This window comes from Trinickia sp. (genome assembly GCF_036503415.1).
Classification (GTDB): domain Bacteria; phylum Pseudomonadota; class Gammaproteobacteria; order Burkholderiales; family Burkholderiaceae; genus Trinickia.
On sequence record NZ_DASXWY010000027.1, the window covers coordinates 1 to 23009 of the forward strand.

The 23009-nt window shown below is 62.2% G+C and carries 21 protein-coding genes and 1 tRNA gene; 17 read left to right on the forward strand and 5 right to left on the reverse strand.

The genetic code is table 11. From position 1 onward, the window contains the following. The 4 genes from VGL01_RS03865 to VGL01_RS03880 form a co-directional block, all read left to right on the forward strand. Nucleotides 1-220: AidA/PixA family protein (locus VGL01_RS03865; RefSeq protein ID WP_331567263.1), on the forward strand; the 220-nt coding region annotated here is incomplete at its 5' end. A gap of 90 nt (nt 221-310) precedes the next feature. Further along, on the forward strand, nt 311-838 hold the full coding sequence (locus VGL01_RS03870; protein WP_331567265.1) for an AidA/PixA family protein: 528 nt from the start codon (nt 311-313) through the stop codon (nt 836-838). Between the two features lie 105 nt (nt 839-943). After that, nucleotides 944-1630, forward strand: a complete 687-nt coding sequence (locus VGL01_RS03875; RefSeq protein WP_331567267.1) for a hypothetical protein — start codon at nt 944-946, stop codon at nt 1628-1630. Between the two features lie 8 nt (nt 1631-1638). After that, nucleotides 1639-2709, forward strand: coding sequence for a hypothetical protein (locus VGL01_RS03880; protein WP_331567269.1), 1071 nt, complete (start codon nt 1639-1641; stop codon nt 2707-2709). Between the two features lie 77 nt (nt 2710-2786). Here the strand turns inward: VGL01_RS03880 and VGL01_RS03885 are convergent. The 4 genes from VGL01_RS03885 to VGL01_RS03900 all read right to left on the reverse strand — a co-directional run bounded on the left by VGL01_RS03885 (nt 2787) and on the right by VGL01_RS03900 (nt 5041). Then, nucleotides 2787-2861, reverse strand: a tRNA-Val gene (locus VGL01_RS03885). Nucleotides 2862-2909: 48 nt separating this feature from the next. Then, entirely contained in the window at nt 2910-3662 is a 753-nt protein-coding gene (gene dnaQ, locus VGL01_RS03890; RefSeq protein WP_331567390.1) for a DNA polymerase III subunit epsilon, read from the reverse strand. Between the two features lie 61 nt (nt 3663-3723). Further along, nucleotides 3724-4170, reverse strand: coding sequence for a ribonuclease HI (rnhA, locus tag VGL01_RS03895; protein ID WP_331567271.1), 447 nt, complete (start codon nt 4168-4170; stop codon nt 3724-3726). Between the two features lies 1 nt (nt 4171). Then, entirely contained in the window at nt 4172-5041 is an 870-nt protein-coding gene (locus tag VGL01_RS03900) for a class I SAM-dependent methyltransferase (protein WP_331567273.1), read from the reverse strand. A gap of 17 nt (nt 5042-5058) precedes the next feature. Between VGL01_RS03900 and gloB the strand changes: the two genes are divergently transcribed. From gloB to VGL01_RS03930, 6 genes are all read left to right on the forward strand, one after another. Continuing rightward, nucleotides 5059-5850, forward strand: a complete 792-nt coding sequence (gloB, locus tag VGL01_RS03905) for a hydroxyacylglutathione hydrolase (protein ID WP_331567275.1) — start codon at nt 5059-5061, stop codon at nt 5848-5850. A 183-nt stretch (nt 5851-6033) separates the two neighbouring features. Beyond that, on the forward strand, nt 6034-7740 hold the full coding sequence (locus VGL01_RS03910) for a transglycosylase SLT domain-containing protein (RefSeq protein WP_331567277.1): 1707 nt from the start codon (nt 6034-6036) through the stop codon (nt 7738-7740). 415 nt (nt 7741-8155) lie between these two features. After that, the gene (gene carA / locus VGL01_RS03915) at nt 8156-9304 is read left to right on the forward strand and encodes a glutamine-hydrolyzing carbamoyl-phosphate synthase small subunit (protein ID WP_331567279.1); all 1149 of its coding nucleotides are present in this window, start codon (nt 8156-8158) and stop codon (nt 9302-9304) included. A gap of 70 nt (nt 9305-9374) precedes the next feature. After that, nucleotides 9375-12629: a carbamoyl-phosphate synthase large subunit gene (carB, locus tag VGL01_RS03920; RefSeq protein ID WP_331567281.1), complete on the forward strand. Its 3255-nt coding sequence runs from the start codon at nt 9375-9377 to the stop codon at nt 12627-12629. A 142-nt stretch (nt 12630-12771) separates the two neighbouring features. Beyond that, nucleotides 12772-13248 carry a transcription elongation factor GreA gene (gene greA, locus VGL01_RS03925; protein WP_331567283.1) on the forward strand — a complete coding sequence of 159 codons (477 nt, stop codon included), beginning with the start codon at nt 12772-12774 and terminating at the stop codon, nt 13246-13248. Nucleotides 13249-13259: 11 nt separating this feature from the next. Further along, nucleotides 13260-13748 carry a DUF4149 domain-containing protein gene (locus VGL01_RS03930; protein ID WP_331567285.1) on the forward strand — a complete coding sequence of 163 codons (489 nt, stop codon included), beginning with the start codon at nt 13260-13262 and terminating at the stop codon, nt 13746-13748. Between the two features lie 51 nt (nt 13749-13799). Here the strand turns inward: VGL01_RS03930 and VGL01_RS03935 are convergent, their stop codons facing one another. Then, nucleotides 13800-14405 carry a YhbY family RNA-binding protein gene (locus VGL01_RS03935; protein ID WP_331567287.1) on the reverse strand — a complete coding sequence of 202 codons (606 nt, stop codon included), beginning with the start codon at nt 14403-14405 and terminating at the stop codon, nt 13800-13802. Nucleotides 14406-14581: 176 nt separating this feature from the next. Here VGL01_RS03935 and VGL01_RS03940 point away from each other — a divergent pair, with 176 nt between their 5' ends. From VGL01_RS03940 to pstA, 7 genes are all read left to right on the forward strand, one after another. Further along, nucleotides 14582-15244, forward strand: a complete 663-nt coding sequence (locus tag VGL01_RS03940; RefSeq protein ID WP_331567289.1) for an RlmE family RNA methyltransferase — start codon at nt 14582-14584, stop codon at nt 15242-15244. Nucleotides 15245-15442: 198 nt separating this feature from the next. Beyond that, on the forward strand, nt 15443-17335 hold the full coding sequence (ftsH, locus tag VGL01_RS03945; protein WP_331567291.1) for an ATP-dependent zinc metalloprotease FtsH: 1893 nt from the start codon (nt 15443-15445) through the stop codon (nt 17333-17335). Nucleotides 17336-17437: 102 nt separating this feature from the next. Further along, nucleotides 17438-18349 carry a dihydropteroate synthase gene (gene folP / locus VGL01_RS03950; RefSeq protein WP_331567293.1) on the forward strand — a complete coding sequence of 304 codons (912 nt, stop codon included), beginning with the start codon at nt 17438-17440 and terminating at the stop codon, nt 18347-18349. Between the two features lie 25 nt (nt 18350-18374). Next, entirely contained in the window at nt 18375-19736 is a 1362-nt protein-coding gene (gene glmM, locus VGL01_RS03955) for a phosphoglucosamine mutase (protein WP_331567295.1), read from the forward strand. Between the two features lie 260 nt (nt 19737-19996). Then, nucleotides 19997-21028: a phosphate ABC transporter substrate-binding protein PstS gene (gene pstS, locus VGL01_RS03960; RefSeq protein ID WP_331567297.1), complete on the forward strand. Its 1032-nt coding sequence runs from the start codon at nt 19997-19999 to the stop codon at nt 21026-21028. Between the two features lie 98 nt (nt 21029-21126). Next, nucleotides 21127-22107 (forward strand): phosphate ABC transporter permease PstC, encoded by a 981-nt coding sequence (gene pstC / locus VGL01_RS03965; protein ID WP_331567299.1) that lies wholly within the window; start codon nt 21127-21129, stop codon nt 22105-22107. Next, nucleotides 22104-23000: a phosphate ABC transporter permease PstA gene (pstA, locus tag VGL01_RS03970; protein WP_331567301.1), complete on the forward strand. Its 897-nt coding sequence runs from the start codon at nt 22104-22106 to the stop codon at nt 22998-23000. Before pstC ends, pstA begins: the two co-directional genes overlap by 4 nt. The last annotated feature ends 9 nt before the right edge of the window (nt 23001-23009 follow it).

Below are 23009 nucleotides of genomic sequence, written 5' to 3' on the forward strand. Positions count from 1 at the left end.
CAACGCACCGAAGGCCCTTTGGATCGAACCATCGGTGCCGGTGGCCAAGTTGGTCGGCGCTGCGGTGCAACCGCAGATCGAGGTGCGCCAGGAGGTTGTTTGGGCGTCCGAAGTCAAAACTCCCGGTAGCGTCAATTACGACCTGGCCGTGAAGGTGATCGATTATCACGGGGTGTTGCAGGGATTCTATCACCTGAAATCCGCGATTGCCATTAGCTGACCGGTTTCTCTTGTGTAATCAATATCTCTATGCGGATGCTTTGGGTGAATTGCCGTGCCTGATGGCTGCGCAGAACACGTCGGGGTCAAGATGCCAAATATCGTCGATGTCCTTATTGCGGTTGATTGTGAATCGGTGCTTGCGCAATACGGCGAGAATAATGCGCCGACCAACCCACCGATGATGGAGTACGAACATATTTATATGGTTATTCGTAATGGGAATGATTTGGTATGGAATGGTGCGGACTACAACAAATCGCCATATCTCTATTTGAAGGTGAGCGAAGAGGATGATCTTTCCGCCACCAGTATTCGATGGCGCATGGAATCTATTTCGATGGGAATGGGATATAAAGCGTTTTTGACGAATTTCACTCTTTACGACGGGGTTGATGTCATTACTCAGCCAGAGTGCCGCGAGATCCGGACAAAATCGTTTTTGCCGGATAAATCGAACCCTGACCAGCTGATCGCGCAAGAAGTAGTCGACCCTTTTTGGGAGTCTACCGTGCTCAGGCCGGGCTATGTGGCGTATTTCTTTTATCTGGCGATCGTCGATCACATGGGCAAGATTCGTGGGTATTACCGAAACGATCCCGCTGTTGTTGCACAGTAACCATCGTAATGATCTTTCGAGAGCTCGTCATATAGCTGGAAAGTGAACTTTCGTTTTTAGCGAGACTGTTCGAAGTTAACTTTTATCATCTTTGTAGGAGGGATCATGAGCGCACTGACTCATCCTTACCCCGGGAGCCCACCGGGCGATATTATTGTACTAGTGGCCGGCGATGTCTCGATGGCGCCCGTCGTCGACGCACTTGGCGACGTTGCAGTGGGTGCGATTTCGAAAGGCGTTCAAGCTTTCCCGTTGGACGTCAGCATGTCCATCTTCAGCGTGGGTACCGACGCTTTTCCGGGGAAACTCCCGAGTCCGACACTCAAAAATTACCTGGTTAATCCGCCTCCGATGGGGGTTGGGGCACCGGCGGGGCAGGTGAAAGAACATGATCCCGTGACCCCGCCGCCTGACTACAATTACGACATGGAGAACGCAATCATAGACGCATGCGCGCTTTTCGACTGGCGCAATGGCACAAAGCAGGCGATTCTCTTGTTGGCCAACGAGTGGCCGAATGGCGGCGGGCAAGCGGCAGGAACCAGCATTCTTGCCGACGTCAAAACAGCGGCGCGGTATAAGGATAAGAATCCGGTGCTTGTTTTTACGGGGTTAACGCCGCCACCCACTAATAAGACCTTGAGTAAAGATGTGGCGACCGAATATCGGAATTTGGCGTTGAGCGGCGGCACCTACACGGATCTGACTGTGCCGTCGTCGCTCGACACTCGGATTTCGGATGTTATCCAAAGAATGATTGGTGCACTTGCTATGGCTTGGAAGTCACACTGAATTAAGTTTTGCATGTCCGAACAGGCGATTCTGGAAATCGCTCGAAAATTAGTTTTCCCACCGCTTTGATGTATATAGGAGGAGTTATGAGCAGCGTGACTCAGGCTTACCCTGGCAGCCCGCTGGCCGATATCGTCGTGCTCGTTGCCGGCGATGTCTCGATGGCGCCGGTCGCCGACGCACTTGGCGACGTTACGGCGAATGCGATTTCCAACGGCGTTCAAACTTGCCCATTGGACGTCAGGACGGCCATCTTCTGTGTAGGTACCGACGCCTTCCCCACGAAGCTCCCGACGCCGACGCTCAAGAAATATCTGACGGATCCTGCTCCGAATGGGCTCGGAATTCCGGCGGTGCAGCTGAAAGAACATGATCCCGGAACGCCGCCGCCTGACAACAACTACGACATGGAGAACGCGATCCTGGACGCCTGCGCGCTCTTCGATTGGCGCAAGGGCGCAAGCAGGGCGATTCTCCTGTTTGCCAATGAGTGGCCGAATGGCGGCGGCGCAACGGTAGGAACGAGCCTCGCCGATGCGGTGAAAACAGCGGCTGGGACCGACCCGGATCAGCCCGTGCTTATCTATACGTGCTTGACCGCGCCGCCCACTGGTATGACGCTGGCCCCGGGCGTGGCAAGCGAATATACGGCGCTTGCGACGCAAAACGGCGGCACCTTTACCGATCTCAGTTCGGCCAATTCGAATGGAGTGCAGGACGGCATCACGAAGATGTTGCAAACGATAACCTGCGCGCTCGCCCCTGCCACGAGTACCCAAACAGGCGGTACCGGCTCGTGCAGCAGCGTTTGCGACGAGTTTTCCTCGATTCTCTGCACGATCAATTTGCTGGCTTGCGCGCTCAACAAGGCGATGGATGCCTGCTGCCCTGGTGCAGGAGCTAACGCCGGCTGTGATTGCGGGTGTAGCGATAAGAAAAAACCGGGACCGGTTGTGACATCGAGTGCGCTGACTCTGCCACCTATGGCGCTTCCTCAGATGGCACGCCCTGCGCAGCCGCCGACGGCTAACCGAGTGGCCAACACTGTCCAGACGCCGCCCAAAGCCGTGCATGCATAGTCGTTAGCGCGGGCGATTGTTTGACACCGCAACGCCAGAAAATAAGAAGGGCCGGCATTTGCCGGCCCTTCCGATTCTGGTGGGTGGTACAGGGATTGAACCTGTGACCCCTGCCGTGTGAAGGCAGTGCTCTACCGCTGAGCTAACCACCCGAAGAGCCTCGGATTATGGCAGACGCCGCACGGCAGGTAAAGCGCTTTTTAAGCGGCTTGCGCAACGGCGGCATCGCCGTCGTCGCCCGCCGGCTCCCGTCGCCAGACACTTGTCCCCTTGGTCGCCTTTTCGATATCGTCGAGCACAGCCTGGTGCGCCGCGAGTTCCTCGGCCTGCGCCGCCAGGACGGGCAGCACCACCGACTCGAGCACCGCACCGGCGCGCGGTGCGGCGACATCCGCCTGCGCCGGCGCGTCGCCCAACATATCGATGACGAGGCTTTCCTGGCCACGCGTCATCGCGAGATAGACCTCGGCCAGCAGTTCCGAGTCGAGCAACGCGCCGTGCAGCGTGCGGTGCGCATTGCTGATACCGAAGCGATCGCACAGGGCATCGAGCGAATTGCGCTTGCCCGGGAACATCGACTTCGCCTGAACGAGCGTATCGATCACGCTCGCATAGTGTTCCGAGAACGGTGGCAATCCAAGCAACGCGAACTCGGCCTCGAGAAAGGCCAGATCGAATGCCGCGTTGTGGATGACGAGCTCGGCGCCGCGCAGATAGTCGCGCAGTTCATCGACGATTTCGGCGAACTTCGGCTTATCGCTCAAAAACTCGGTGGTCAGCCCGTGAACGGCCAGCGCGCCTGGATCGCTGTCGCGTTCCGGGTTGATATAAAAATGCAGGTTGTTGCCGGTCAGTCGGCGGTTGATCAGTTCGACGCCGCCGATTTCGATGATGCGGTCGCCTGTGCGTGCATTGAGGCCTGTGGTTTCGGTATCGAGGACGATCTGGCGCATAGTCGACAAGGTAGCTTAAAAACGGTTGTTTCGAGGCACGCGCGGCGCAACGGCCACGCACTCAGCCAACGGCGAGCGCGGCGACGCCGCGGTTCGCCAGCGCATCGGCCCGCTCGTTCTCGGGATGCCCGGCATGGCCTTTCACCCAGCGCCACTCGATTTCATGCATAGCCGCCAGTGCGTCGAGCCGCCTCCAGAGGTCGGCGTTTTTCACGGGCGTCCTCGCGGCCGTCATCCAATTCTTTTTCTTCCAGCCGTGAATCCACTCGCTGATGCCTTTTTGCACGTATTGCGAATCGGTATGGATGACGGCCTTGCACGGACGCTTCAAAGCTTCGAGCGCGGCGATGACTGCCATCAGTTCCATGCGGTTGTTCGTCGTGCAGGCCTCGCCGCCGAAGAGTTCCTTCTCTTGCGTGCCGTAGCGCAACAGCGCGCCCCATCCGCCGGGGCCCGGATTGCCCTTGCACGCGCCGTCCGTATAGATTTCGATGAACTCGGGCGTCACGTCATATTCTCGGGTTGTGTGTCTTGTGAGTCGCTGCGGGCGTGAGCCCCGGTGCGAGCACCGGCTTTTTCGTCCTGACGGGGCCGATGAGCCGCATGCCGCGCACGCGCTTGACCGCCGTCACCATGTAGGCAGCACCGAAAATGGGCCACCATCGGTCGCCGGCATCTTCCATGAACGAAAAGCGCGTGAGCCACTTTTCGCCGACGAGGGGCGGACGATAGCAGCCGAAGCGTCCGCGTTCAAGTTCGAAGCCGAGCAACTTGATCCAGTCCTTGATGCGCGTGAATGCGATGAGGTCTTGTGCGGCCGGCACGAAAGGGCGTCCGGTCATTTTGCCCACCGATTGCCGCACGCCCCACAAGCTGAGCGAATTGAAGCCAAGAATGATCAGTTGCCCCTCGGGCATCAGCACGCGCTCGGCCTCGCGCAGCAGGCGGTGCGGATCGCGCGTGAATTCGAGCGTATGGGGCATCACGATCAGATCGACGCTTTGCGCTTCGAACGGCAAATCCAGCAGATCGCACCAGACCGTGGTGCGACCGTCGGGCGCGAAGCGGTCGCTTGCCGCGAGCGGCACATCGGGCGGCAGCGGCGGTATGGGCGATATAGGCGGCGCAAGCGGGTCAGGCGCGGCCGGCGGAAAACGATAGGGCGAGCTTGCGCCGCTGGCAGCGTCCAGCACGAGCGCTCGGCACGGCATACGGTTTTCCCGCAGCGCATCGAGTTGCGGCAGGCCGAGTTGCAGCGCGTGATAACCGAATACGTTGGATACGACGCGGTCGAGCTGCGCCTGCTCCCACGCCAGGACGTAACGGCCGGGCGGAGAGTCGGTCCAGGCGGGCCAGTCTATAATCGGTCGATCAGACATCGTGTGGTGCGTCGCCTATGAATACGCTCGAATACGTGCCGGTGCCGGCCTTTACGGACAACTACATCTGGCTCGTGTCGAACGGGCGCGATGCGGTCGTGGTCGACCCGGGCGAAGCCGCTCCGGTGCGCGCATTTCTCGCGCAACGACGCTTGCGACTGAGCGCTATTTTACTCACGCACCACCATGCCGACCATGTCGGCGGTGTTGCCGATCTTTGCGGTCACGCATCGATCCCCGTCTATGGGCCGGCGGCGGAAGCCATCGCCGAGGTCACGTACCCGCTGTCGGGCGGAGATCGCGTGCGCCTCGAATCGCCCGCGATGGATTTGGCGGTTCTCGACGTGCCCGGCCATACACGCGGGCATATCGCGTACTTCCAGGACGGCCGCGCCGGCGCGGCGCCCCATGTGTTCTGCGGCGATACGCTCTTCGCCTGCGGTTGCGGGCGGCTCTTCGAAGGCACGCCGGCGCAAATGCTTGCCTCGCTCGACGCGCTCGCGGCATTGCCCGGTGAAACGCAAGTGCATTGCGCGCACGAATATACGCTGGCCAATATCCGCTTCGCGCTGGCCTGTGAGCCCGGCAATGCCGAACTGCGGGCGTGGCAGGAGGAGGCGGCGGCACGCCGCGCGCGCGAGGAGCCGACGCTGCCCACCACGATCGCGCACGAGCGCGCCGTGAACCCGTTTCTGCGCGCGCAGCGCGACGAGATTCGCGCCACGCTCGCCGAACAACTCCATGAGACGGTGCCCGATAAGTTGACGTCGTTCACGCTGATGCGCGAGTGGAAAAACCGCTTCCGCTAGGCGTGGCATGGCGCGACACGAGCAGGCCCCTGCGGTGAAAGCGGGTACTCGGCTCGGAAAACGAATCGAAAACGTGCGCCAAGCCTCGGATTTGTCAGCATTTTTTTGGCTTTTCAGTTGACGCGGCCGGCATGCTTTCGTACTATCGCCTGCAAATTTCCAGTTTTGGAAGCCGAGACGTTCATGCGATTCATCCTCAGTGCGCTATTGGTTCTGACGCTCGCCGCCTGCGCGAGCAGCGGACCGACGGCGAACTCCTCCAACGACGCTTCCACTCCGCAAGCCGCTCCCGACTCCCTGCGCACCGCCACCGCGAAACAAACGATCGACGTCGATACCGGCTCCGTCGATCAACTGACGACCGCGGACAGCGACCTGTGGGGCCGCATCCGCCGCGGCTTTCAGCTTCCGGACTTGCAGGGCGACCTGGTCGATATGCAGGTCAATTGGTATGCGCAGCGCCCGGACTACGTCCAGCGCATGACGGAGCGTTCGCAGAAGTACCTCTATTACATCGTCGAAGAGCTCGAGGCGCGGCACATGCCCACGGAGCTCGCGCTGCTGCCGTTCATCGAATCGGCGTACAATCCGCAGGCGCTGTCGGTCGCGAAGGCGGCGGGCATGTGGCAGTTCGTGCCCGGCACCGGGCGCACCTATAACCTCAAGCAGAACATGTGGCAAGACGAGCGCCGCGACGTGCTGGCTTCGACAGGCGCCGCGCTCGACTATCTGTCGCGCCTGCATGACATGTTCGGCGACTGGTACCTCGCGCTGGCCGCCTACAACTGGGGCGAAGGCAACGTGCAGCGTGCGATCGCGCGCAATCAGGCGGCCGGTTTGCCGACGGACTATCAAAGCCTGCGCATGCCGAACGAGACGCGCAACTACGTGCCGAAGCTTCAGGCGGTCAAGAACATCGTGGTCAACCCGCAGATGTATGGGTTGGCGTTGCCGTCGATTCCGAACCACCCCTATTTCGTGTCGGTCACGACGTCGCACGATATCGACGTCGCAACGGCCGCGAAGCTCGCCGACATGTCGCTCGACGAGTTCCGTTCGCTGAACCCGTCGTTCAAGCGGCCGGTGATCCTCGGCGCGACGCAGCCGCAAATCCTGCTGCCGTTCGACAACGCAAGCGCTTTCGAACGCAATCTCAAGTCGTACGGCGGCCAATTGTCGTCCTGGACCACCTATACGGTGACGGAGCGCGCGCGGCCTGCGGCCCTCGCTGAAAAGCTCGGGGTCGACGCCGACACGCTGATGGAGGTCAACAAGATTCCGGCCGGCATGCGCCTGAAGCCCGGTTCGACGCTACTCGTACCGCGTGACGGCGACGACGAGGACATCAGCGCCGACGTTGCCGAAAGCGCGGTGCTCGCGATGGAGCCCGACGTTCCGGACACTCGCAAGATGCTGATCCGCGTGCGTCGCAAGCAATCGCTCGCGGCGGTTGCGGCGCGCTACCAGGTCTCGATCGCGCAACTGAGGGCGTGGAACAAGAGGACCCGGCGCGAAACGCTCATGCCGGGTCAGGTGATCGTGCTGCACGTGCCGGTGGGCAAGACGATGCCGGCGGAGCCGGGGCCGCAGAAAATCGCCACGGAAGTGCCGGCCGATGCGCGCGCCGAGAAGATCGAAGCACGCGCGGCCGAAGTGAAACCGAAAGCGCATTCGAGTCGGAGCGCCGCACGCGGCGGGGCGCGGACAAAGTCCGTGAAGGTTGCGGCCCGTGCCGCCGCCGGCAAAGGCGAAAGCAAGGCTGACGCGCCGGCTCGAAAGAGCGTCGAAACGGCCTCGAAGTCGGCCAGGAAGAGCAGTGCGAAGCCGGTGCAAGGCCGGCAGCAGAGCACGACCGTTGCGTCGTCGCGCGGACAAACCAAGCAGCAGTGAGCGTTTGATACGGCTTGCTACGTCCTTGGTCCGTGCTTGATCCGCGCGTGATCCGCGCGTGATCCGATGTGATACGTTCGCCGTCCTTCGGTACGGCGGACGCCCGCCCATACCACCGCATCCCCGTACGTCCATTGTAGGGAATAGGGCTTTCACGCTATAATTCGAAAGTTTCGCTATTCAACCCGCACCCTAGCGCCTACCTTCCCCATCCCGTTCATCCGCCGCTCAATGCACCGTGGCGTAGTTTGGCAAAAGCCTTCGATTCCGGGCCATCGAGCGTCCGGACGCGCCAGCCAGGCTTCACGCGCAACGAGGAACGTCGAGCGCCGCGCTTGCCGCCGAAACATCGGCGCCGTGGCAGCCTCCGGGCGGATGACAGGTCGGCAACAGGGTGCTCCCCAAGGAGCTTCCCGTGTTGCCGTCTTTTCCTCCCGCTCTGCTTGCACTCGCTGACGGCACGGTCTTTCGCGGTTACGCGATCGGCGCGGCCGGCCATACGATCGGCGAGGTGGTCTTCAACACGGCCATCACCGGTTATCAGGAAATCCTGACCGATCCGAGCTACGCGCGCCAGATCGTGACGCTCACCTATCCCCATATCGGTAACGTCGGGGTCAACGGTGAAGACGTCGAATCGATGAAAGTTCATGCCGCGGGCCTGATCGTGCGCGATCTGCCGGTGCGGGCGTCGAACTTCCGGATGCAGCGCACGCTCGCCGACTATCTGCGCGACGAAGGCGTCGTGGCCATCGCCGGAATCGATACGCGCCGGCTCACCCGCATTTTGCGCGACAAGGGTGCGCAAAACGGCTGCATTCTCGCGGGTACCGACGACGAAGCGCGTGCCGTGGAGCTTGCGCGCTCGTTCCCAGGGCTCGCGGGCATGGACCTCGCCAAGGTCGTTTCCACTGCCAAGCCCTACGAGTGGGCGCAGACCGAATGGCGGCTCGGCAGCGGTTTCGGGGCGCAGCGCTCCCCGCGCTACCGCGTGGTCGCCTTCGATTACGGCGTCAAGCACAACATCTTGCGCATGCTTGCCGAGCGCGGCTGCCAAGTCACGGTGCTGCCCGCGCAATCGAGCGCGGCCGATGCGCTCGGGCTCAATCCGGACGGCGTGTTCCTGTCGAACGGCCCCGGCGACCCGGAGCCTTGCGATTACGCGATCGCCGCGACGAAGGAGTTTATCGACCGCGGCGTTCCGACTTTCGGCATCTGTCTCGGTCATCAGATCATGGGCCTCGCCGTCGGCGCAAAGACGATGAAGATGAAAACGGGCCACCATGGCGCGAATCATCCTGTGAAAGATCTGGGGGACGGCCGGGTCGTCATCACATCGCAGAACCATGGTTTCGCTGTCGATGCGGCGACGCTGCCGCCCAATGCGCGCGTCACGCACATCTCGCTTTTCGACGGCACCTTGCAGGGTTTCGAATTGACGGACAAGCCCGCGTTCTGCTTCCAGGGTCATCCCGAGGCATCGCCGGGTCCGCACGATATCGGCTATCTGTTCGACCGCTTCACCGCGTTGATGGACGCGAAGCGCGGTAGCGCGGCCGCGTGATTCGTGCCGCGGCGCGAGAGCTCGCGCCGCCTTTCGTCAGAGATACCAGAAATACATTAGCGAGAGCGTTATGCCCAAGCGGACAGACATCAAGAGCATTCTCATCATCGGCGCGGGTCCGATCATCATCGGCCAGGCGTGCGAGTTCGATTACTCGGGCGCACAGGCTTGCAAGGCGCTGCGCGAGGAAGGCTACAAGGTCATTCTCGTCAACAGCAACCCGGCCACGATCATGACCGACCCGAACACGGCGGACGTGACCTACATCGAGCCCATCACCTGGGAGGTGGTCGAGCGCATCATCGCGAAAGAGCGTCCCGATGCGATCCTGCCCACGATGGGCGGCCAAACGGCGCTCAACTGCGCGCTCGATCTTTTCCATCACGGTGTGCTGGCCAAGTACGGCGTCGAACTCATCGGCGCATCGCCGGAAGCGATCGACAAGGCGGAGGACCGTCAGAAGTTCAAGGATGCGATGACGAAGATCGGCCTCGGCTCGGCGAAGTCGGGCGTCGCGCATTCGATGGAAGAAGCGCTGAAGGTGCAGGTTGAAATCGCCGTGCAAACGGGCGGCCCCGGCTACCCGGTCGTGATCCGGCCGTCCTTCACGCTCGGCGGCTCGGGCGGCGGTATCGCCTACAACCGCCAGGAATTCGAAGAAATCTGCCGGCGCGGCCTCGACCTTTCGCCGACGCATGAATTGCTCATCGAAGAATCGCTGCTCGGGTGGAAAGAGTACGAGATGGAAGTGGTGCGCGACCGTGCGGACAACTGCATCATCGTCTGCTCGATCGAAAACCTCGATCCGATGGGCATCCATACCGGCGATTCGATCACCGTGGCACCGGCGCAGACGTTGACAGACAAGGAATACCAGCTACTGCGCAACGCGTCGCTGGCGGTTCTGCGTGAAATCGGCGTCGATACGGGTGGCTCGAACGTTCAGTTCGCCATCAATCCGGATGACGGCCGCGTGATCGTCATCGAAATGAATCCGCGCGTGTCGCGTTCGTCGGCGCTCGCTTCGAAGGCTACGGGCTTTCCGATTGCGAAGGTCGCCGCCAAGCTGGCCGTCGGCTATACGCTCGACGAGCTCAAGAACGAAATCACGGGCGGTCAGACGCCCGCATCGTTCGAGCCGACGATCGATTATGTCGTCACGAAGATTCCGCGCTTTGCGTTCGAGAAATTCCGCGAGGCCGATTCGCATCTGACGACGCAGATGAAATCCGTGGGCGAGGTCATGGCGATCGGCCGCACGTTCCAGGAATCGTTCCAGAAGGCGCTGCGCGGACTCGAAGTCGGCGTGGACGGGCTCGACGAGAAATCCACGCACCGCGACGAGATCGTGCGCGAGATCGGCGAGCCCGGTCCGGATCGCATCTGGTACGTGGGCGACGCGTTCCGCCTCGGCATGTCGCTCGACGAGGTGTTCGAAGAGACGTCGATCGATCCGTGGTTCCTCGCGCAAATCGAAGAAATCGTCGCCAGGGAAAAAGCGCTCGCCGGCCGTACGCTCGAGAGCCTCAGCAGGGACGAGCTTCGCTTCCTGAAGCAAAGCGGTTTCTCGGACCGCCGGCTTGCGAAGCTGCTTGCGGCCGCACCGGCCGACGTGCGCCTCCGCCGTATCGAGCTGAACGTGCGTCCGGTCTACAAGCGGGTCGATACGTGCGCCGCTGAATTCGCCACGAAGACGGCCTATATGTACTCGACCTACGAGGAAGAGTGCGAGGCCATGCCGACATCGAACAAGAAGATCATGGTGCTCGGCGGCGGCCCGAACCGCATCGGCCAGGGCATCGAATTCGACTACTGCTGCGTTCACGCCGCGCTCGCCATGCGCGAGGATGGCTATGAAACGATCATGGTCAATTGCAACCCCGAGACCGTGTCGACCGATTACGACACGTCCGATCGCCTTTATTTCGAGCCGCTCACGCTCGAAGACGTCCTCGAGGTCGTCGACAAGGAAAAGCCGCTCGGCGTGATCGTCCAGTATGGCGGTCAGACGCCGCTGAAGCTGGCGCTCGATCTGGAAGCCAACGGCGTGCCGATCATCGGTACGTCGCCTGACATGATCGATGCCGCGGAAGATCGCGAGCGCTTCCAGAAGCTGCTGCAGGACCTGCAGTTGCGTCAGCCGCCGAACCGCACGGCGCGCACCGAAGCGGACGCGCTCACGCTTGCCGACGAGATCGGTTACCCGCTCGTCGTGCGCCCGTCGTATGTGCTCGGTGGGCGCGCGATGGAAATCGTCCATGAGCCGCGCGATCTCGAGCGCTATATGCGCGAGGCCGTGAAGGTGTCCAACGATTCGCCGGTGCTGCTCGACCGTTTCCTGAACGATGCGATCGAATGCGATGTCGATTGCATCTCGGACGGCCAGGCCGTCTTCATCGGCGGCGTGATGGAGCACATCGAACAGGCCGGCGTGCATTCGGGCGATTCGGCCTGTTCGTTGCCGCCTTATTCGCTTTCGAAGGAGACGGTAGCCGAACTCAAGCGCCAGACCGGCGCCATGGCGCGCGCCCTGAACGTCGTGGGCCTGATGAACGTCCAGTTCGCGATTCAGCAGGTGAAGCAGGACGACGGAACGCTGAAGGACGTCATCTACGTGCTGGAAGTCAATCCTCGCGCTTCGCGTACCGTGCCGTACGTCTCCAAGGCGACGGGCCTCCCGCTCGCCAAGATCGCCGCGCGCGCAATGGTCGGACAAACGCTCGCTCAGCAGGGCGTCGAAAAGGAGGTCGAGCCGCCTTACTTCAGCGTGAAGGAAGCCGTCTTCCCGTTCGTCAAATTCCCGACCGTCGATCCGGTCCTGGGGCCGGAGATGCGTTCGACGGGCGAAGTGATGGGTGTCGGCCAGACGTTCGGCGAAGCGCTGTTCAAGTCGCAACTCGCCGCCGGCTCGCGACTGCCGGAGTCGGGCACCGTGCTGATCACGGTGATGGATGCGGACAAGGCGAAAGCGGTCGAAGTGGCCGGCATGCTGCATGAACTCGGCTACCCGATCGTCGCGACGAAAGGCACAGCCGCGGCGATTGCCGCAGCCGGTGTGCCCGTGAAGGTCGTCAACAAGGTGAAGGACGGGCGCCCCCACATCGTCGACATGATCAAAAACGGCGAGATCGCCCTCGTCTTCACGACGGTCGACGAAACGCGCGCCGCAATCGCCGATTCGCGCTCGATTCGCATGAGCGCCCAGGCAAATAAGGTCACGTACTACACGACGATGTCCGGCGCGCGCGCGGCCGTCGAGGGCCTGCGTTACCTGCGCGACTTGGAAGTCTATGATTTACAAGGCCTTCACGCTCGCCTAAACTAGGCTTCTGATTACTAGTCGGGGTCGGCTTCGACCCCAGATGCCGCGGTTAAGCGGCGTCCCCTCCGGTGGCCACAACGCCTGACGGGATGCACTTAACCGCGGTACTTTTTTATAGCCGTCTTTTTTGCTTACTGATCTGTCTATGAGCACTATTCCATTGACAAAACGGGGCGCCAACAAGCTGCGCGACGAACTGCAGCGATTGAAATCCATCGAGCGTCCCTCTGTCATCAACTCGATCGCCGAGGCGCGTGCGCAAGGCGATCTGTCCGAAAACGCCGAATACGATGCGGCAAAGGAAAAGCAGGGATTCATCGAGGGCCGGATTGCGGAGATCGAATCGAAGCTGGCCGCGGCCCAGGTGATCGACCCGTCCGCGCTGGATGCCGACGGCCGCGTGGTGTTCGCGGCCACCGTCGAGCTCGAGGATCTCGGTTCGGGCAACGTCGTGACGTATCAGATCGTCGGCGACGACGAGGCCGATATCGATCACGGTCTGATCTCCGTCAGCTCGCCGATCGCACGCGCGCTGATCGGTAAATCGGAAGGCGACGTCGCTGCGGTGCAGGCGCCCGGCGGCGTGCGCGAGTACGAAATCATCGCCGTGAGCTACGTCTGACAGGCGGCCACGTGTCCCTGGCTCCGCATCGCATTTTCAGATTGCTCGTCGTCGTTTGGGTCGGCTCTTTGCTGACGATCGGCTACGCTGCCGCGCCCACGCTGTTTGCGACGCTGGACCGTGTCGCGGCGGGCGCTGTCGCCGCGCGGCTTTTTCGGATCGAAGCGATGATCGGCGTGTTGTGTGGGATTCTCGCGCTCGCGCTCGGCAACGTACTCGTGCGGCGCGGTTCGCTCGCGTACCGGCCGCTCAGAGGGTTGTTGGCCGGTATGCTGATTTGCGTGCTGGTCGGATATTTCGCGCTGCAGCCGTTCATGGAAGCGATGCGCACCGCGGCACTCGACGCCGGCGTGGATCTGGCGCATTCGGCGTATGCCGCCCGATTCGGGATGCTTCATGGCGTCTCGAGCCTGATTTATCTGATCGAGAGCCTGCTGGGCGTCGTACTCGTCTGGAAGCTGCCCGTCGATACTATCGGCGGTGCGAGCAGCCGAACCTGACATGCCGCTCGAGAGTGGCCCCCGATAATCGGACGGGCCCTGAAGTCCCGGTTACTTCACTGTTTGATGCTGGCGCTTGGCGCTGGTCTGACGTTTCTTCGCACGCTTGACCGTGCCACCCGCGGTGACACGTTCGTTGCCGCGCACGACCACGGTTTGCGGTTTCGGCCTGCGCTTGGGGTTGTCGCTCGGCTTGACGACTGTTACCAGGCGGGGTGCGGCACCGCGCCCGGCTTTTTCGCCGGCGGCTTGCTGCACACTCGGCATGGCGCGGCTGCGCGCTGCGCTAGCGCCGCCGGCACGGCCTGCGGTCTTGGCGCTGGCGGGGCTTTTCGCGGTGGCGGTGCGGCCCGCGGGTTTGGTCACCGCGGCGCGGGCGTTCTCCTGCGGCTTCCAGACCACGAGCAATTTGCCGATGTGCTGGATGGGAGCGGCGCGCAGCGTATCGCAGATCTGTTCGTAGATGGCCGCGCGCGCCTCGCGTTCGTCGCCGAATACGCGAATCTTGATGAGCTCATGCGCGGCGAGGTGGACCTTTATCTCGGCCAGCACGGCATCGGTCAGCCCATCGCCTCCGATCAGCACGACCGGTTTGAGCGCATGAGCCTGGGCGCGCAATTCGGCGCGTTGAGCGGGAGAGACTTTTAGGGCGGGCATGGGGGATCGGCAACTCGACTAGAATGTGGGCGGCTTGCGAATACGCGAGGCAGCTTGCAAATACGTTACGAAGGCGTGAGGAATGTGACAAACCGCGAGCGCGCGGCGGCCGCATCGGCAAAACGCGTATTATCCGCCAAAAGTGCGGCGACGCAGCAACAGTTGTAAACCTTTCGATGGCAAAAAATCGCTTCAATCAGTCGTGGCTGCACGACCATATCAACGATCCTTACGTCAAGCTGGCGCAGCGCGAAGGTTACCGCGCCCGCGCGGCCTACAAACTCAAGGAAATCGACGAGCAGGACAAGCTGATTCGCCCGGGGCAGGTGATCGTCGATCTCGGCTCGGCGCCGGGCAGCTGGAGTCAGTACGTGCGCAACAAGCTCGCGCACGGCGCGCGCCGCGATGAAAGCCGAGAGGGCGGCATCGACGGGACGATCATTGCGCTCGATCTCCTGCCGATGGAGCCCATCGCCGACGTTCATTTCATTCAGGGTGACTTTCGCGAAGAGGCCGTGGCGGCGCAGCTCGAAGAGAAAGTGGGCGATCGGCGCGTGGACCTTGTAATTTCCGATATGGCGCCCAATCTGTCCGGTGTGGCCGTGGCGGACGCGGCGCGTATCGAGCATATTTGTGATCTCGCCCTCGAATTCGCGCAGAACCACCTGAAGCCGGAAGGTGCTTTGCTCGTCAAATGTTTCCACGGGAGCGGCTACAGTCAGATCGTCGAGAAATTCAAGCGCCAATTCAAGACGGTCGCGGCGCGCAAGCCCAAGGCGTCCCGCGACAAATCGTCCGAGACGTTCATTCTGGGCAGGAATTTGAAGCGTCCGGGATAAGGAGCGTGTCAAGGGCGCCGGTGCCAGCGCTGCGCCGCGCGGTGCCCGCACTGTGCGAAAACGACACGTTGACGGATCGGAAAACCCTATTTGCGCGGTAACGAAACGTTATGGCAGGGGTCTACGGACTGGATTAGAATGCTTTCGTGGTGCCGCAAGGTAAATGTAGGCGCCCGTCTATAAGGAAGGAGTGGTGCTTTGAACAACAATATGTTTTCGAAGGCAGCAGTGTGGCTGGTGATCGCACTGGTGCTGTTTACTGTGTTCAAGCAGTTCGACAAGCCCCGCGTCCAGGAAGGTGTCTCGTACTCCCAGTTCATGACGGATGCGAAGGACGGCAAGGTCAAGAGTGTCGTCGTTCAAGGGCGTAATCTCACGGTCACTCCTGCCGACGGTCAAAAGTACCAGATCGTATCGCCGGGCGACATCTGGATGGTCGGCGATCTGATGAAGTATGGCGTTCAGGTGAGCGGCAAGGCCGATGAAGAGCCGAGCGCGCTCGTATCGGCGCTTTACTACCTCGGACCGACGATTCTCATCATCGGATTCTGGTTTTACATGATGAGGCAGATGCAGGGCGGCGGCAAAGGCGGAGCGTTCTCGTTCGGCAAATCGCGCGCGCGTCTGATCGACGAGAACAACAACGCAATCAATTTCACGGATGTCGCCGGTTGTGACGAAGCGAAGGAGGAAGTGTCCGAACTCGTCGATTTCCTGCGCGACCCGCAAAAATTTCAGAAGCTCGGTGGACGCATTCCGCGTGGCGTGCTGCTCGTCGGGCCACCCGGTACCGGCAAGACGCTGCTTGCGCGCGCCATCGCCGGCGAAGCCAAGGTGCCGTTTTTCAGTATCTCCGGTTCGGATTTCGTTGAAATGTTCGTCGGCGTGGGTGCCGCGCGCGTTCGCGATATGTTCGAGCAAGCGAAAAAACATGCCCCGTGCATCGTCTTCATCGACGAAATCGATGCCGTCGGCCGCCACCGCGGCGCCGGCATGGGGGGCGGCAACGACGAGCGCGAGCAGACCCTGAACCAGATGCTCGTCGAGATGGATGGCTTCGAAGCCAATTCGGGCGTCATCGTCATCGCCGCGACGAACCGTTCGGACGTGCTCGACAAAGCATTGCTGCGTCCCGGCCGTTTCGACCGTCAGGTCTATGTCGGCTTGCCCGACATTCGCGGCCGCGAGCAGATTTTGAAAGTGCACCTGCGCAAGGTTCCGATCGCCAACGATGTCGACGCTGCCGTCATCGCGCGCGGCACACCGGGTTTTTCGGGTGCGGACCTCGCGAACCTCGTCAACGAAGCCGCACTTTTCGCGGCGCGCCGGGGCAAGCGCATCGTCGAGATGCAGGACTTCGAGGATGCCAAGGACAAGATCTTCATGGGCCCCGAGCGCAAGTCGGCCGTGATTCGCGAGGAAGCGAAGCGCGCCACGGCGTATCACGAAGCCGGTCACGCCGTCGTGGCGAAGTTGTTGCCGAAGGCCGATCCGGTTCACAAGGTCACGATCATTCCGCGCGGCCGCGCGCTTGGGGTGACCTGGCAATTGCCCGAGCACGATAACGAGACGTATTCCAAGGATTATCTGCTCGATCGGCTCGCGATCCTGTTTGGCGGCCGCGTTGCGGAGGAGCTGTTCCTGAATCTGATCAGCACCGGCGCCTCGGACGATTTCAACAAGGCCACGCAGACTGCTCGCGCGATGGTGACGCGCTTCGGTATGACGGATGCGCTCGGTCCGATGGTCTACGCCGATGACGAAAACGAAAGTTCGCCGTTCGGCCGGGGCTTTACACGCGCCATTTCGGAGGCGACGCAGCAGAAGGTCGATGCCGAGATTCGCCACGTGCTCGATGACCAGTACAACCTTGCACGGAGCCTGCTCGAAGCCAACCGCGACAAGGTCGAGGCTATGACTGCCGCGCTGATGGAATGGGAAACCATCGATGCGGACCAGATCAACGACATCATGGCCGGTCGCCCGCCGCGTTCGCCGAAGAGCGCTTCGCCGGCCGATGCCTCGTCCGGCAGTAGTGGGACGCCGCCGGGCGCTGAGGTCAAGCCGGGCAGCGCCACCGCGCCGGCCTGACGAAGGTTGCGATGCGTGACAGGGCCGGTGCGGTTGACGCACCGGCCTTTTTCGTTGCGTCGCGCACGCGCCCCTGGGTGTTTTTTCCTCGCACAACGATTCGTGACGCACACTGATCTTTCCCCGGCATCCCTTCCCGAGCCGCTGCAATGCGGCCGGTTCACGTTGACGTTCGAGCGGCCCCGCGTAATGGGAATTCTCAACGTCACCCCCGATTCGTTTTCCGATGGCGGGCGTTACGCGGCCCGCGACGACGCGCTGCGCCAGGCGGAACGCATGATTCACGAGGGCGTCGAGATCATCGATATCGGCGGCGAATCGACGCGCCCCGGCGCGCCGCCGGTACCGCTCGATGAAGAGCTGGCCCGCGTGATGCCGATCGTCGAGGCGTTGGCGGGAGTCGGGGTGCCGCTGTCCGTCGACACCTACAAGCCCGAAGTGATGCGGGCCGCACTGGCGGCCGGTGCGGACCTGATCAACGACGTCTGGGGTTTCCGTCTTCCGGGCGCCATCGAGGCCGTGCGCGATAGCGCCTGCGGTTTGTGCGCGATGCATATGCACGGAGAACCGCAGACAATGCAGCGCGGCAAGCCCGAGTATGCCGATGTGGTGGCGGATGTTCGTACGTTCCTGACGGAGCGTGTCGATACGCTGATGCGCGAAGGCATCGCGCGCGAACGGTTGAGCGTCGATCCGGGATTCGGCTTTGGGAAATCGACGTTCGAAGATAACTACGCGCTGTTGGCGCACCTACGGGATACCGCACCGCGGGTTGCGCCGGGAGCAAGGCCCTTCCCGATCCTGGCGGGGATGTCGCGTAAATCGATGTTCGGCGTCGTCACGGGTCGTGCTACGCCGGCCGAGCGGGTCGCGGCCAGCGTAGCGGGGGCGGTCTGCGCGGCTGAGCGCGGTGCAGCGATCGTGCGAGTGCACGACGTGGCGGAGACCGTCGATGCCATCAAGGTATGGGCCGCGGTGCGGGACGCCACGAGAAGTGCGGCCCAATCTAATTGACTGAACTGGATAAGGAAAAAAGAGAATGGCACGACGCTATTTCGGTACCGATGGAGTGCGGGGCAAAGTCGGTGAGGCGCCCATTACGCCCGATTTCGTATTGCGGCTCGGCTACGCTGCGGGAAAGGTGCTGGCGGGCGCCGACCGCCGGGTGGCCAAGCCTGGCTCGCGGCCCACGGTGCTGATCGGCAAGGACACGCGCGTATCCGGCTACATGCTGGAAGCCGCCCTCGAAGCCGGGTTCTCGGCTGCGGGAGTGGATGTGATGCTGGCCGGGCCGATGCCGACGCCGGCCGTCGCCTATCTGACGCGGGCGCTGCGGCTCTCGGCGGGCGTTGTGATCAGCGCATCGCACAACCCTTACTACGATAACGGCATCAAGTTTTTCAGCGCGGACGGCAACAAGCTTCCCGACGAGGTCGAAGCGATGATCGAAAGCGCACTCGACGAGCCATTGGAATGCGCGCCGTCCGAGCGGCTCGGCAAGGCGCGGCGGCTCGACGACGCGGCGGGGCGCTACATCGAATTCTGCAAGAGCACATTCCCGGCCGCCTTCGATCTGCACGGATTGAAGATCGTTCTCGATTGTGCGCACGGTGCGGCCTATCACATCGCGCCGCACGTATTCCACGAACTCGGAGCCGAGGTCATCTCGATCGGCGTCGCGCCGAATGGATTCAATATCAACGACGGCGTCGGCGCGACGGCGCCCGATGCGCTCGTGCGCGCCGTACTCGCGAATCGTGCCGATCTCGGTATTGCGCTCGACGGGGATGCGGATCGCCTGCAGATCGTCGACGGCGAGGGGCGGCTCTATAACGGCGACGAATTGCTTTATCTGCTCGTGAAGGATCGGATCGCGACCGAAGGCCGGGTAGCCGGCGCCGTCGGAACGCTGATGACCAACATGGCGGTGGAAGTGGCCCTGGTCCGCGAAGGGGTGCAATTCGTCCGGGCGGCGGTGGGCGACCGCTACGTGCTCGAGCAGTTGCACGAACATGGATGGCAGCTTGGCGCGGAGGGCTCGGGCCATATCCTCTCGCTCGATCGCCACAGCACCGGCGATGGCATCGTATCGGCGCTGCTCGTGCTGGCTGCGCTCAAGCGCAGCGGCCGCACATTGGCGGAGCATCTGGCCGATTTGACGCTGTTCCCGCAAAAGCTCATCAATGTACGGATGCGCGCGGGCGCCAAGTGGAAGGAGAGCGCGGCGCTGGGGCGTGCAGTTGCGGAAGCCGAACGTTTGCTGGCCGGCAATGGCCGCGTGCTGATTCGGGCCTCCGGCACGGAGCCGGTGTTGCGTGTCATGGTCGAAGCGCGCGAACGCGAACTCGCCGTGCGTTGCGCCGAAAACATTGCCCAGGTGGCGGAGCGCGAGACGGCGTAGGGCGCCGGAACGGAAAAAACGCCGCGATCCGCGGCGTTTCGTTCATGTAGTTTTTGCTGACCGACCGTCATATTCCGGGTGCGAAGTTTTGTTGACTTCGTCCCAAAAATTGGATCTATCGTCGGTCAATTTCCGACAAAGTTGCTTCATTGCTCCATTGCGACCATGACAGGGCGTCAACTTCCGGTCATATTACTGTCACAATAACTACCTAATCTCCCCGGTGTCGATCCACACGACCACACCACTGGGGGTAATCCATGAAATTGATGCAGACTGCGTTCGCCGGCGTTGCCGCGGCGCTTTTCGCGCTCTCCGCGCAGGCCGCTGACATTACCGGCGCGGGCAGCACGTTTGCCGCACCGATCTACACCAAATGGGCCGACGCCTATCAGAAGAGCGGTGGCGCCAAGGTCAACTACCAAGGCATCGGCTCGTCGGGTGGCATCAAGCAGATCATTGCCAAGACCGTCGATTTCGCGGGCTCGGACGCTCCGCTGAAGGATGACGCTCTGGCCAAGGACGGTCTCTTTCAGTTCCCGACGGTGGTCGGCGGCGTGGTGCCCGTCGTCAACGTGCCGGGCGTGAAGGCAGGCGAACTCGTTTTGTCGGGCGAAGTACTCGGCGACATCTATCTCGGCAAGATCAAGAAGTGGAACGATCCGGCGATCGTTGCGTTGAACCCGAAAGCCAAGCTGCCCGATACCGATATCGCCGTGGTCCGCCGCGCCGACGGCTCGGGCACGTCGTTCATCTGGACGCATTACCTCTCGCAGGTCAACCCCGAGTGGAAGTCGAAGATCGGCGAAGGCACGACGGTCAACTGGCCGACCGGTACGGGCGGCAAGGGCAACGATGGCGTCGCCGCATTCGTGCAACGTCTGCCGGGCGCGATCGGCTATGTCGAGTGGGCCTACGCGAAGCAGAACCACATGACCTACACGTCGCTCAAGAACAGCGCGGGTACGGTTGTCGAGCCGAAGACGGAGACGTTCAAGGCCGCGGCGGCGGGCGCGGACTGGAAGAAGTCGTTCTACCAGATCCTCACGAACGAGCCGGGCAAGGACGCATGGCCGGTCGTCGGCGCGACGTTCGTGCTGCTGCATACTGCGCAGGACAAGCCCGAGCAGGGCAAGGAAACGCTGAAGTTCTTCGACTGGGCGTTCAAGAACGGGACGCCGGCGGCGGACAGCCTCGACTACATCTCGCTGCCGCAGTCGGTCGTTTCGGAAATCCGTACGCAGTGGAAAGCGAAGGTGAAGGACGGTTCGGGCAAGGCGCTGGCTGAGTAAGCCGGTCCAGAGGACGCCCGGGGGAGGGCCACAGCGCCTTCTCCCCGGGTAACGCTACCGGCCGCATGGCGAACAGTGCGGCAAAGGATTACGCAGACATGTCCGAGATCAACGTCGCATCGCCGCCGGCCAGTCAGGCGCAAAAAGAGCCCAGCCGGTTGGGCGATATCGTCTTCGGCGGCCTCGCCCGGCTTGCCGCGATCGTCACGCTCCTTTCGCTTGGCGGGATCATCGTCTCGCTTTTCGTCGCCTCGTTGCCGACGATCCACAAGTTCGGTCTGAGCTTTCTGTGGACCGCCGATTGGGATCCGCCCAACGACACTTTCGGCGCGCTGGTCCCGATCTACGGCACGATCGCCACGTCGCTCATCGCACTCGTCATCGCGGTGCCCGTCAGCTTCGGCATCGCGCTGTTCCTGACCGAGCTCTCGCCGACGTGGTTGCGCCGGCCGCTCGGCATCGCCATCGAATTGCTGGCTGCCATTCCGTCGATCGTCTACGGTATGTGGGGCTTGCTCGTGTTCGCGCCGATCTTCGCGCGCTTTTTCCAAAAGCCCATCGGCGAGGTACTCGGTTCGATTCCGTTAGTCGGCGCGCTCTTCCAGGGGCCGCCGATCGGTATCGGCATTTTGTGCGCGGGGGTGATCCTCGCCATCATGATCATTCCGTACATCGCCTCGGTCATGCGGGACGTCTTCGAAGTGACGCCCGTACTGCTCAAGGAGTCGGCTTATGGGATCGGTTGCACGACCTGGGAGGTCATGTGGAGGATCGTGCTGCCGTTCACGAAAAACGGCGTCATCGGCGGCATCATGCTCGGGCTCGGACGCGCGCTCGGCGAAACGATGGCCGTCACGTTCGTCATCGGTAATACGAATCTCTTGAGCAGCGTGTCGCTCTTTGCGCCGGGCAACAGCATCACTTCCGCGCTCGCGAACGAGTTCGCCGAAGCGTCGCCGGGTTTGCACACGTCCGCATTGATGGAGCTGGGCCTGATCCTGTTCGTGATTACGTTCATCGTGCTCGCGTTTTCCAAATTCATGCTGCTGAGGCTCGAGCAAGGCGAGGGCACCAAATGAACCGTCCCGCTCAACATATACCCGGTTCGGCGAGCCCCGAAGTCTTCGCGGCAACGCGCGACCGCCTGCAGCGCCACCGCCGCCGCATCAATGCGTTCGCGCTGGCGTTGTCGCTCGCAGCGATGGCGTTCGGGCTGCTCTGGCTCGTGTGGATTCTCTATACGACGCTGAGTCTCGGCGTGGGCGGTCTTTCGGTTCAACTGTTCACGCAGTCCACGCCGCCGCCCAATACGGACGGCGGCGGTCTGGCGAATGCCATCGTCGGCAGTCTGGTTCTCGTCCTCGTTGCGACGGTCATCGGTACGCCGATCGGCGTGCTCGCCGGCGTCTATCTGGCCGAGTACGGGAAGAAGGGCTGGTTTGCGAATACCACGCGCTTCATCAACGACATCCTGTTGTCGGCGCCATCGATCGTCATCGGGCTGTTCGTCTATGCGGTCGTGGTCGCCAAGGTGGGCCACTTCTCCGGCTGGGCCGGCGCCCTCGCGCTCGCCTTGCTGCAGGTTCCGATCGTGATCCGTACGACCGAAAACATGCTGCTGCTCGTGCCGAACGCATTGCGCGAAGCGGCAGTCGCGCTCGGTGTGCCGAAGTGGCGCATGATTCTATCGGTGACGCTGAAGGCATCGCTCGCCGGCGTCGTGACCGGCGTGCTGCTCGCCGTGGCGCGTATCGCCGGCGAGACCGCGCCGCTGCTCTTTACCGCGTTGTCGAACCAGTTCTTCTCGACCGATATGGGGCAACCGATCGCGAACCTGCCGGTGACCATCTACAAGTTCGCAATGAGCCCGTTCCCGCAGTGGCAATCGCTTGCCTGGGCCGGGGTGTTTCTGATTACGCTCGGTGTGCTCGGACTCAATATCCTCGCGCGCGCGATGTTCCACAAGAAGTGACGGCGGAGC